The organism is Roseateles sp., from assembly GCF_036486225.1.
Lineage (GTDB): Bacteria > Pseudomonadota > Gammaproteobacteria > Burkholderiales > Burkholderiaceae_C > Roseateles.
In genome coordinates this window covers 1-10,596 of the sequence record NZ_DASVNZ010000125.1, presented here as the reverse complement: position 1 = coordinate 10,596, position 10,596 = coordinate 1, and the positions used below count along the sequence as shown (strand labels likewise).

Annotated in this window: 10 protein-coding genes and 1 pseudogene; 7 read left to right on the top strand and 4 right to left on the bottom strand. The window is 70.2% G+C overall.

The features are described from left to right. The 3 genes and pseudogenes from VF536_RS08675 to VF536_RS08665 form a co-directional block, all read left to right on the top strand. Positions 1–541: pseudogene (locus VF536_RS08675) on the top strand (hypothetical protein); the annotation flags it as partial. A 211-nt stretch (positions 542–752) separates the two neighbouring features. Continuing rightward, entirely contained in the window at positions 753–1,604 is an 852-nt protein-coding gene (gene blaOXA / locus VF536_RS08670) for a class D beta-lactamase (RefSeq protein WP_331614425.1), read from the top strand. 43 nt (positions 1,605–1,647) lie between these two features. Continuing rightward, the gene (locus VF536_RS08665; protein WP_331614424.1) at positions 1,648–2,136 is read left to right on the top strand and encodes a copper chaperone PCu(A)C; all 489 of its coding nucleotides are present in this window, start codon (positions 1,648–1,650) and stop codon (positions 2,134–2,136) included. An 18-nt stretch (positions 2,137–2,154) separates the two neighbouring features. Here VF536_RS08665 and VF536_RS08660 read toward each other — a convergent pair whose 3' ends face one another. Beyond that, positions 2,155–3,090: a LysR family transcriptional regulator gene (locus VF536_RS08660; protein WP_331614423.1), complete on the bottom strand. Its 936-nt coding sequence runs from the start codon at positions 3,088–3,090 to the stop codon at positions 2,155–2,157. 172 nt (positions 3,091–3,262) lie between these two features. On the opposite strand from VF536_RS08660, the gene VF536_RS08655 reads away from it, so the two are divergent. Both VF536_RS08655 and VF536_RS08650 read left to right on the top strand, forming a co-directional pair. After that, positions 3,263–4,303 (top strand): zinc-binding alcohol dehydrogenase family protein, encoded by a 1,041-nt coding sequence (locus VF536_RS08655; RefSeq protein WP_331614422.1) that lies wholly within the window; start codon positions 3,263–3,265, stop codon positions 4,301–4,303. 234 nt (positions 4,304–4,537) lie between these two features. Beyond that, positions 4,538–5,539 carry a hypothetical protein gene (locus VF536_RS08650; protein WP_331614421.1) on the top strand — a complete coding sequence of 334 codons (1,002 nt, stop codon included), beginning with the start codon at positions 4,538–4,540 and terminating at the stop codon, positions 5,537–5,539. A gap of 22 nt (positions 5,540–5,561) precedes the next feature. Here VF536_RS08650 and VF536_RS08645 read toward each other — a convergent pair whose 3' ends face one another. Next, positions 5,562–6,695 (bottom strand): zf-TFIIB domain-containing protein, encoded by a 1,134-nt coding sequence (locus VF536_RS08645; RefSeq protein WP_331614420.1) that lies wholly within the window; start codon positions 6,693–6,695, stop codon positions 5,562–5,564. Between the two features lie 170 nt (positions 6,696–6,865). On the opposite strand from VF536_RS08645, the gene VF536_RS08640 reads away from it, so the two are divergent. Then, on the top strand, positions 6,866–7,483 hold the full coding sequence (locus tag VF536_RS08640; RefSeq protein WP_331614419.1) for a phasin family protein: 618 nt from the start codon (positions 6,866–6,868) through the stop codon (positions 7,481–7,483). A gap of 153 nt (positions 7,484–7,636) precedes the next feature. Continuing rightward, positions 7,637–8,269, top strand: a complete 633-nt coding sequence (locus VF536_RS08635; RefSeq protein ID WP_331614418.1) for a PEP-CTERM sorting domain-containing protein — start codon at positions 7,637–7,639, stop codon at positions 8,267–8,269. A 125-nt stretch (positions 8,270–8,394) separates the two neighbouring features. On the opposite strand, the gene VF536_RS08630 is transcribed toward VF536_RS08635, so the two are convergent. Both VF536_RS08630 and VF536_RS08625 read right to left on the bottom strand, forming a co-directional pair. After that, on the bottom strand, positions 8,395–9,891 hold the full coding sequence (locus VF536_RS08630; protein WP_331614417.1) for a carboxypeptidase M32: 1,497 nt from the start codon (positions 9,889–9,891) through the stop codon (positions 8,395–8,397). Positions 9,892–10,050: 159 nt separating this feature from the next. Continuing rightward, on the bottom strand, positions 10,051–10,533 hold the full coding sequence (locus tag VF536_RS08625; RefSeq protein ID WP_331614415.1) for a YqaA family protein: 483 nt from the start codon (positions 10,531–10,533) through the stop codon (positions 10,051–10,053). Positions 10,534–10,596: the final 63 nt, after the last annotated feature.

The window sequence follows — 10,596 nt, the reverse complement described above, 5'->3', positions numbered from 1 at the left end:
CGGACTGCCCGACGCGCTCCAGGTCTGCGCCGCCAACCTGTCCAACGCGATCGGCCGTCTCGTCGAGGCCGAGCTGCTGCCCGCCGGCGACCCGGACAGCGCCGACAGTCCCGGCGTGGAGGACGCCCTGCGCTGGCTGCTGCTCAGCGACGCGCTCTGCGCGCGCTGGCAGCTCGGACGCAGCTCGCTGCTGAACACCATCTTCCTGCTCCGGCTCGCGGCGCTGGGGCGCCTGGACTTCGCGGCGCTGCAGCGTCTGGCGACCGCGCAAGGCCTGCCCCTGCCCGCCACGTCCTTCGGCGACCTCGCCGCGCAGCGCTGGGCCTCGTGCCGGGCGAGGCAATCCCAGATCCCCGCCGACCAGCGATGCGCCTTCCTGCTGCTCTGGGCCCGGCACGCGCTCGACGAAGGCGACGCCTTCAGCGCCACCGACCTCGTGCGCCAGGCACGGCTGCAGGCGCGCAAGCTGCGCGATGAGGAAGCGCGGCGGCGCTATCTCGGCGAGGCCGACGCGTTGATGCCGCAATCGCGGCAGGCGTGAAAGCCCCGAATACCGCGGGAGGCCAGGCGCGGGCACTCCACGACGTGGGGGGCATCGCGTCCGCGAACCCCCCACATCATTCCGGCCCCACCAGCACTCGCTGCCTTCGGGCCTTGGCGGAACAGGCGGAACGGGCGTAACGGCACTTCGACGACTTCCATCGAGGGGGACTTCGCACACTGGCGACATCCCTCACAGCCCGGAGACGTCCATGTCCTTTCCCCGCCTGATGGCGAGCGCGCTGCTCGCCTGCCTCGTGCTCACCGCCTGTCGCGCCTCGATCGCTCAGACCACACCCGCCGACCAGCGCGAGCGCTGGGAGACCCGCCCCGAGCTGCAACGCCCCTTCGATGAACTGGGCACGAAGGGCACGCTCGTCGTCCTCGACACCCGCGCGCATCGTTGGATCGCGTCGGACAGCGTTCGCGCCTTCCAGGGTTTCCTGCCCGCGTCGACCTTCAAGATCCCGATGTCGCTGATCGCGCTGGAGACCGGCGCCGCCGTCGACGAGACGCAGCCGTTCAAGTGGGACGGCACGAAGCGCCGCATCGAGGACTGGAATCGCGATCAGACGCTCGCCTCGGCCTACAAGGTCTCGGCGGTGTGGGTGTTCCAGTCGCTGGCGCGGCAGATCGGCCAACCGACGGTGCAGCAGTTCGTGCGCGACTTCCGCTACGGCAACGCCGTCGCCGGTCCGGTGGGCGACCGCTTCTGGCTCGACGGCGACCTGCGCATCTCGGCGGTGGGCCAGATCGAATTCCTGCGCCGCGTGCATGACCGCGCGCTGCCGCTGTCCGACCGCAGCTACGACATCGCGCGCCAGGTGATGCTGCGCGACCAGGGCCCCGGCTGGCGCCTCTACGCCAAGACGGGCTGGGCGGACAACACCCAGCCGGGCCTGGGCTGGTTCGTCGGCTGGGTGGAGCAGGACCGCGACGCCCGCCCCGTCTACTTCGCCCTCAACATGGACATGAAGGATCCGGCCTTCTCGTCGAAGCGCGAAGAGATCGTCAGGCGCGTGCTGCGCGGGATGGGTGCGATGGATGCCGCCGAGCAACGATGACCGATACTTCCGGATCGTCATAGATCCTGGATTGGACGCCCCGATGAAGTTCCGTTCCCTTGCCTGCCTGGCTGTTGTTCCTGCCCTGCTGCTGACGGCCGGTCTGGCGCAGGCCCAGGTCGTCGTCGCCAACGCCTGGGTGCGCGCCACGGTGCCGCAGCAGAAGTCCACCGGCGCCTTCCTGCAGATCAAGTCGCCGACGGACCTGAAGCTGATCTCGGTCAGCACGCCCTCGGCCGGCGTGGCCGAGGTGCACGAGATGGCGATGGACGGCGACGTGATGCGCATGCGTCCGGTGGCCTCGCTGGCGGTGCCCGCGGGCAAGCTGGTGGAACTCAAGCCGGGCGGTTATCACGTCATGCTGATGGACCTGAAGGGGCCGCTGAAGACGGGCGACGCGGTCGTGTTGACGCTGGTGTTCGAGGGGGCCGACAAGTCCCGCTCGACCGTGAGCGTCCAGGCGCCGGCCCGGACCGGCCCGGTCGAGGATCCCAAGGACCCGCACGCGGGTCACGGCGACCACAAGCATTGAACGACGGCTCGAGGCGCGTCAGCGCCTGAGCCCTTCGGCCAGGTGATCCACCAGCGCCTTCAGCCGTTGCGGCAGGAAGCGCTGGCTCGGCATCAGCGCATGCAGCGGCATCGGCCGGCCGACCCAGTCCGGCAGCACTTCGACCAGCGCCCCGCTGGCCAGGCTGTCCCGGATGTCCAGGCAGCTCTTGTAGGTCAGCCCCCGCCCTTCGAGCGCCCACTGGTGGGCGATGCCGCCGTCGTCCGCCGTGCGACGCCCCTGCACCGTCACGTCCACCGGCGCCGCCTGCATCGCGTCGCGTCGCCAGAAGCGCCAGTCGCGCTCCAGCCGGTCGCCGATCTTGAAGCGGATGCACTCGTGCTGCGTCAGCTCGCCAGGATGGGATGGCCGGCCGTGCCGCTTCAGGTAGTCCGGTGACGCGACCAGCAGCCGACGGCCATCGTGCAGCTTGCGCGCCACCAGCCGCGAGTCGGCCAGTTCGCCATAACGCAGCGCCAGATCGACCTCGTCACGCACGACGTCCTGCAGCGCGTCGCCGACGTTGAGCAGCAGCTCGATCCCGGGATGCCGGTCGAGGAACCCATCCAGCAGCGGCAGCACGATGCGCCGCGTCAGGTCGCTCGACGCGCTGACGCGGATGCGCCCGCGCAGCGCCGTGGCGCCGCGCCCCTTGGCGGCCGCATCGTCGACGCCCTCGGTGGCCAGGGCGAGGCCCTCGTCCAGCAGCTCCAGCGCGCGCTGCGCATAGTCCCTCAGACGCTCGCCGGCGGCCGTCAGCCGCAGTGCCCGGGTGCTGCGCTCCGCAAGCCGCACGCCCAGCCGCGCCTCCAGCTTCTTCAGCATCGCGCTGGCCGCGGCCGGGGTGATGCCCAGCTCCCGCGACGCCGCGGTCAGGCTGCCGCCGCGCGCGCACTCGATCAGCAGGCGCAGCTCGGCGGTGTTCTCGATGTTCATGGCGGCCTTCACCCGTTCGATCTTCAATCCACTGTTGAAACTGATAGCAATTCAGCGGTCTTCATTGATTCTGCCGGAAAGCCCACCATTCGTTCCCGCAGCATCCTGCTTCTCCTTTCTCCCTTCTCCCTTTTCCCTTTCCGTTCTTCCGTTCCCACCAAGGAGTCCCGCCATGAAAGCCGTCGGCTACTTCAAGTCCCTGCCCATCACCGAGGCTGAATCGCTCATCGACCTCGAGCTGCCTACGCCCGCGCCCGGTCCCCAGGACCTGCTGGTCGAGGTCACCGCCATCGCCGTCAATCCGGTCGACACCAAGATCCGCGTGCGCCGCGCCAGCGCCGACGGCACGACGCCCGTGGTCCTCGGCTGGGACGCCGTCGGCACGGTTCGCGCGATCGGCACGGAGGTGGCCGGCTTCGCCGTCGGCGACCGCGTCTGGTATGCCGGCGACATCACCCGTCCGGGCAGCAACGCGCAGTTCCAGTGCGTCGACCACCGCATCGCCGCGCAGGCGCCGGCTTCGCTCAGCGACGCCGAAGCCGCCGCGTTGCCCTTGACCGCGATCACCGCCTGGGAGCTGCTGTTCGACCGGCTGCAGGTGCAGCAGCAGCCAGAGCGTCCGGTCAGCCTGCTGGTCACCGGCGCAGCCGGCGGCGTGGGTTCGATCCTGGTCCAGCTGGCGCGCCGGTACCCGCATCTGACCGTCATCGGCACCAGCTCCGAGCCGGACGGCGAAGGCGGCAAGTGGCTGCATGCGCTCGGCGCCCACCACGTGATCAACCATCGCGAACCGATCGCGCCGCAGATCGCCGCGCTGCAGAAGAACGGCATCCCGCCGCTGCGCTACGTCACCAGCCTCACCCACACGCCGCAGCACTTCCAGGGCTTCGTCGACGCACTGGAGCCGCAGGGCAAGCTGGCGATGATCGACGACTTCGGCCCGAACGACCTGGACGTGATGGCGCTCAAGGGCAAGTCGCTGTCGCTGCACTGGGAGCTGATGTTCACGCGCAGCATGCATGCCACGCACGACATCGCCGCCCAGGGTCGCCTGCTGACCGAGGTCGCCGCGCTGGTCGATGCCGGGAAGATCCGCACGACGCTGTCCGACGTCGTCGGGACGATCTCCGCCGACAGCCTCAAGCGCGCCCACGCCTTGCAGGAGAGTCAGCGCCAGCGCGGCAAGCTCGTGCTGCAGGGATGGCCCGCCTGAGCTTCGTGCGCTGTACGGCGCGCGTTGCGCGCTTGCCGCACTGTCCGTCACAACTGTGACGTCTTACCGCCCCGGCCCGCCGGGGCGTTTTCATTCGTGGGGACTCCCGGGAAAACCTCCAGTGCGCGCGCACGACGAGCAGGCGATACCTCCAGCCTCGGACGCCACAAAGCAGTTCGGGCGACAAAGTCAACGAACGGCCGACCCCGGCCACGAAGAACAAGAGGGATCGTCATGAACATCCGCAAGGTCCTGGCCGCCGTCGTGAGCGCCGCACGGCCGGCCACGCTGACCGCCGTCCTGCTGTGCGCCGCCGCGCCGGCCTCCGCCGCCACCATCGGGGTCATCCTGCCGGGCAGCTATCCGAGCACCACGCAGGCCGAGGAACTGCAGCTCGGCATGACGCTGGCGCTCAAGACCTGGCCCGGCGACGCCGCGCCCAAGCTGCTCGTCAAGGACAGCGGCTGCGACGCCCGCAAGGCCGACGCCATCTCGCAGGAGTTCATCAAGGCCAAGGTCGACGTCGTGCTGGGCAACTGGTGCGAGATCAACGCCGGCGCGGACGCGCTGCGGGCCGCGGGCATCCCCTTCATCTCCAGCAATGCGGAGCGGATGAAGGCCCAGGACCTGCAGCTGCAGCTGGGCCGCATCGAGCTCAATGCCGGCGAGAAGATCGCCGCCGACCTGCGCCGCCAGACGGGCCTGCGGATCAGCGCGCGGACCTCGTGCTGGATGGACTTCGACGCGACGCTGTCGGAACGCGTCGACGCGGTGCTCTGCCCCGTGCTGACCATCGACCGCGGCCGCTGGGACCAGGTGGCCAACACCTATGGCGCGGCGTTCCGCAAGCCCTTCACGGCCTCGGCCGCGCGCGGTTACGCGGCGATGGAGGTGGCGCTGAACTACCTGCGCCGCGCCAAGGCCATGAAGCCCGCGGCGGCGCTGAAGGACACCCAGTCGATGGCGACGCTGCTGGGTCCGGTGCCCGCGCTGGACGCGCCCGCGCCGCCGACGGCGCTGCAGCTGGTCTTCCGGCACGATCTGCCCAAGCTCAACCCGCAGCAGTCGCAGACGCTGGACAAGCTGGTCAAGACCAAGGGCTGCGCCTGCCCGGGCGGCACGCTGCGCAACGGCTGCCCGCGCGATTCGGGCCCGTGGGGCGAGCTGCCCTTCGTCGTGCGCGGCGGCGGCACGCCGGCCGCCTGCGCCAAGCCGATCGGGGTGCTGGAGCTCTGAGGGGTCTTCTCTCAGGGAGGCATCAGCGCCACAGCAGTCGCGCGGCGATGCGCAGCGCGATCTCGATCAAGGACGGCGGTCCGTCCCCGGTCGAGCCGGGCCATCCGGACGCGTCCCAGTCACGCTCCCTGCGCCCGTCGCGGCGCTCGTTCTCGGCGTCGTAGCGCTTCTCGTACTTGCCCTTCCAGAAGAGTCCGTGCTTGCCGCCGGCCGGATCACGGTGCTCGAAGGGGTAGGAGGCGAGCCGCTCGCGGCGCTCACGGCGTTCGCGCTCGGCCTGCGCGTCGGCCTCCAGCCCGTCGTGCTCGATCGCGTCCAGCAACGGGCCGAGGTCGTCCAACGACGGCGCGACGACCGTGTGCTGGCACTGCCCGCATCGCGTCTCGCGGGTCGGGTCCATGGTCGCGCCGCAACCCCGGCAGGCCCAGCCGACCGGCTTGCCGCCGTTGGGCATCAGCAGCGGCTCCGACGGCGAGCGCTTGCGCAACGCGTTCGCCAGCCGCGGCATGTCCACCATCAGCAGCGGACTCTTGCACCAGGCGCAGTCCTCGCCCTTCCCGTCGGCCGGACCGCCGCAGCTCAGGCAGAAGAACTGGCGCTTCTCGGCCTGCAGCGCGTAGCGCTCGCCAGGCAGCAGCGGACGGACCAGACCGCGCTCGGCCAGCATGCCGGCCTGGCTGTGCAGATGGCCGCCGCAGCTGCCGCACTCCAGCACCGGAAAACGTCCGTAGCGCGTGAAGTTCCGGACCTCCTTCAAGGCCTTCGCGCACAACGGGCAGGCGCGGTCCGGCTGGTGCGGCACGTCGCTGCGACGCAGCCGGTGCAGGTCGCGCAGCAGCTGGATCCAGGCGGCCGTCGAGAGGTGCACCGACTCGCGCGCGTCGAACCACACCAGGCCGCAGGGACCGCAGTGATCGACATCGACCGTCGCCGGCGCATGGTGCCCGGGCAGGTTGACGTGGCGCATCGGTGCGCGGCACTGCGGGCAGCCGATGGCCGCGCCGGGGCGCAGCGGCACATCGCCATCCGTCGCCAGCGGCGGCAAGGCGGCAGACGACCCGGCGGACGAATCGGCGGACGAATCGGGCACGGTGTCGGCGAACTCGTCGGCGGGACGTCGCCCCCGCGAGGATGTCGAAGTGGTGGGCAAGGACATGCCCGACATTCTGGTCCCTGCGCTGTTCGCCCCGATGGGGGGTGCGGGTCCAGTCGATGTGCGCGTGCGACACCGCACGCCGCGGCCGGGCCGGTGACGCGCCGCCTATAGTCCGGTTCTCGGCGAGCGGCGGGCGTCAGGCCCCCGCCCCGCGACGACAAGGAACGCCCATGGTCAAGAAGCAACAGAAGACGGCCGGCCCGAAGACGGCACGAGGCCGCCGCAAGGGGGCCGCGGCAGCCGCGCCGGCGCAGTCGGCGCATTCAGCCGCACCGGCATCGACGGACACGCCGTTCGCGGAGCAGGTGAAGACCTCCGCGCAACAGATCTGGTCGGCGGGACTGGCGGCATTCGCGAAGGCGCAGGACCAGGGCGGCGCGGCCGTCGGCAAGGCCGAGGCGACGCTCGACAGCGCCGCGCACCGCATGAGCGATCTGGCCGGCGAAGTCGGCGCCCGGGCCGGCCAGCATTGGGACAAGCTCGAATCGATCTTCGAGGATCGCGTGGCGCGCGCGCTGGCGCGGTTGGGCATGCCGGCCGCGGAGGAGGTCGCGCAGCTGACGGCGCGCGTCGAGGCGCTCAGCGCTGAAGTCGCGATGCTGCGCGCCGCGCAGTCCGGCGGCACGCCGAAGCCGACCGCCAAGCCCGTTGCGAAGCAGAAGCCCGCCTTGAAGCAGCCCGTATCGAAGAAACCCGCGGCGAAAAAACCCGCAGCGAAGAAACCGGCGGTGAATACACCAGCAGTGAAGTCCGCCAAGGCCCCGAAGGGCGGCAAGCGCACCACCTGACCCTCTGCCGCCGTCAGGCGGCGTGCACTGCGTCACGAAACGTATCGCCATCCCCATCGCCCAGGGGGATGGCACCCGCGAGGCGGTCTCGAACAATTCGACACATGCGCAGACGCTCCTGCGCACCTCTTGTCGAACTCCCGAGCCCGCACCATGAAGCGCCTGATCGCCGCCCTCCTCGTCACCGCCCCGTTGTTCGCCCTGGCGGCGCCGGTGAATCTGGTCGCCAACGGCAGCTTCGAGACGCCCGCCGTCGGCCCGGGCACCTGGACCATCGTCAACAGCGCGGTCGGCTGGACCGTCGGCCCGAACGGCCTGGAGATCCGCAACAACGTCGCGGGCAGCGCCTACGTCGGCAGCAACTTCGCCGAACTGGACACCAGTGCCAACAGCTGGATCAGCCAGGCGCTGAACACCGTCGCCGGCCAGACCTACTCGCTGAGCTTCGCCTACACGAACCGCCCGGACAACCTGGGCGCCGCCAGCAACGGCCTGGCCTGGAGCATCGGCGGCCTGGGCGGCACCGTCGGCAACAACACCGACACGTCCTGGGCCACCTTCTCGACCACTTTCATCGGCACGGGCAGCCCGATGACGCTGCGCTTCGCCGCCGTCGGCACCAGCGACGGCTACGGCACCTCGCTGGACAACATCGTCGTCAACACCATCAATGCCGGCGGCAACGCCGCGGCCGTGCCGGAACCCGAAAGCCTGGCGCTGATGCTGGCCGGCCTGGGCGCGATGGGCATCGTCCTGCGCCGCCGCAAGACGGCTGGCAAGGCCTGACCCCACACAGAAAGAATTCGGGTCCTCGATGACTCGTTGGGAGCGCCGTGGGTAGAGACCGCGGACGCGCAAGAAGAAAAGGGCACCCCTTGCGGGGTGCCCTTTTTCGTTGGCGATGGCGGCGCTCAGCCCAGGTAGCGCGATTCCAGATGCTTGCGGAAGTGCGCCGGGTTCAGCGCCTCGCCGCTGGCGCGCTGCACCAGTTCCGGCGTCTCCCAGCGGCTGCCCTGCGACCACACGCGCGCCTTCAGCCAGTCGAAGACCGGCGCGAGATCGCCGCGCGCGATCTCCGCGTCCAGCGCCGGCCGCTCGCGACGCATCGTCGCGAACCACTGCGCCGCGTACATCGCGCCCAGCGTGTAGCAGGGGAAGTAGCCGAAGAGCCCGCAGCCCCAGTGCACGTCCTGCATGCAGCCGTCCTTGTAGTTGCCGCGCGTGTCCAGGCCCAGAAGCTCCTGCATCTTGGCGTCCCACAGCGCGGGGATGTCCTCGACCTCGATCTCGCCCTCGATCAGCGGGCGCTCGATCTCGTAGCGCAGGATCACGTGCGCCGGGTAGGTCACCTCGTCCGCGTCGACGCGGATGTAGCCCGGCGCGACACGCGTCATCAGCTTGTGCAGGTTGTCGGCGGCGAAGCCGCGCTGCGCGCCGAGGTGACGCTCCACCAGCGGCTGCAGCAGTCCGGCGAAGCCGGGATGCGCGGCCAGCTGCATCTCGAAGGACAGGCTCTGGCTCTCATGAAGGCCCATCGAGCGCGCGCCGGCCACCGGCAGGCCCAGCCATTCGCGCGGCAGGTTCTGCTCGTAGCGGCCGTGGCCGGTCTCATGGATGGTGCCGGTGAGGCTCTGCAGGAAGCTGTCGTCGCGGTAACGCGTCGTCATCCGCACGTCCTCCGGCACGCCGCCGCAGAACGGGTGCGCGCTCTCGTCGAGCCGGCCCGCCTCGAAATCGAAGCCCAGCAGCTTCATCGCGTCCAGGCCCAGCGCGCGTTGCGACGCGGCGGGGAACGGTCCCTGCGGATGGACCACGCTGTCGGTCGACTGGCGCGCCATCGCCTGGCGGATCAGACCGGGCAGCCACTGGCGCAGATCGCCGAAGACGCGGTCGATGTCGGCCGAGCGCATGCCCGGTTCGTACTGGTCGAGCAGCGCGTCGTAGCGGCTCAGGCCCGAGTCGTCGGACAGGTACTGCGCCTCTTCCCTCGCATAGCGAACGACCGGGCGCAGGTTCTCGACGTAGCCGGTCCAGTCGTTGGCGGCGCGCTGGTGGCGCCACGCATGCTCGCAGTGCGAGTTGGCCAGCGAGCGCGCTTCCACGAGCCGCTGCGGCAACGCGTTGGCCGAGCGCCACACGCGGCGCATCTCGCGCAGCGAGGCGCGCTGGAAGTCATCGAGCGGCTCCTGCGCCGCGTCGTCGAGCAGCTGGCGCAGCGCGGGATCGGTGCCGAGCTGATGGAGCAGTCCGCCCATCTCGGCGAGCGCCTCGGCGCGCGCCTGCGCGCCGCGGGCCGGCATGAACGCGGACTGGTCCCACGAGGCGATCGACTGCAAATGGGAAAGACGGTGGATGCGCTGGTGGCGCTGGCACAGGGCGTCGTACGCCGGGGTGCTGGGGGTGCTCATGGCGGGGGTCTCCTCTCGAGTCCCCGGATTGTGCAACCCACAGCCGACGTGAATCCGCTTTGGGCGCCCCGCGTCGTTGCAAGTCCTCGCCATAGCGCCGCTATGGCTCCGGCTCGCGCCTAGCCGTGCATCCCAAATCGGATCCACGTCGACTGCGGGTTACTCGAAGATCGCGATGCCGATGGCCGTCATCAGCAGATAGCGCAGGAACTTGCCCACCGCCATGTAGGCCACGCACGGCCAGAACGGCAGCCGCAGCCAGCCCGCCAGGGCGCATAGCGGATCGCCGACGATGGGCAGCCAGCTCAACAGGCAGGTCTTCGCGCCGAAGCGCCGCAGCCAGCCGAGCACGCGCTGGTCGCGCGGCGTGTGGTGGACGGCGGCCTCGTAGGCGCGTTCGGCGCCGTAGCCCATCCACCAGGTGATCGCGCCGCCGATCGTGTTGCCGGCCGTGGCCACGAGGATCGCGGGCCAGAACAGCTCCGGCTTCGCATGCACCAGCAGCAGCACGACGGGCTCCGAGCCCATCGGCAGCAGCGTCGCCGAAATCAGCGCGATGACGAACACCGCGCCCAAGCCCACCTGCGGGAGAGATAGGGTCTCCAGCATCAGGTGAATCATCTGTTGCAGCCAAGCTTCCATGCGTGGGATTATCTGAAGACCATGTCCTTGCGCCGCCTAGCCGTTTCGTCGTTCGCGCTGATC

Bases quoted from the DNA above. Each gene is read 5' to 3' on its own strand.
- blaOXA (WP_331614425.1), top strand. From the start codon at position 753: ATGTCCTTTCCCCGCCTGATGGCGAGCGCGCTGCTCGCCTGCCTCGTG.
- VF536_RS08665 (WP_331614424.1), top strand. From the start codon at position 1,648: ATGAAGTTCCGTTCCCTTGCCTGCCTGGCTGTTGTTCCTGCCCTGCTG.
- VF536_RS08660 (WP_331614423.1), bottom strand. From the start codon at position 3,090: ATGAACATCGAGAACACCGCCGAGCTGCGCCTGCTGATCGAGTGCGCG.
- VF536_RS08655 (WP_331614422.1), top strand. From the start codon at position 3,263: ATGAAAGCCGTCGGCTACTTCAAGTCCCTGCCCATCACCGAGGCTGAA.
- VF536_RS08650 (WP_331614421.1), top strand. From the start codon at position 4,538: ATGAACATCCGCAAGGTCCTGGCCGCCGTCGTGAGCGCCGCACGGCCG.
- VF536_RS08645 (WP_331614420.1), bottom strand. From the start codon at position 6,695: ATGTCCTTGCCCACCACTTCGACATCCTCGCGGGGGCGACGTCCCGCC.
- VF536_RS08640 (WP_331614419.1), top strand. From the start codon at position 6,866: ATGGTCAAGAAGCAACAGAAGACGGCCGGCCCGAAGACGGCACGAGGC.
- VF536_RS08635 (WP_331614418.1), top strand. From the start codon at position 7,637: ATGAAGCGCCTGATCGCCGCCCTCCTCGTCACCGCCCCGTTGTTCGCC.
- VF536_RS08630 (WP_331614417.1), bottom strand. From the start codon at position 9,891: ATGAGCACCCCCAGCACCCCGGCGTACGACGCCCTGTGCCAGCGCCAC.
- VF536_RS08625 (WP_331614415.1), bottom strand. From the start codon at position 10,533: ATGGAAGCTTGGCTGCAACAGATGATTCACCTGATGCTGGAGACCCTA.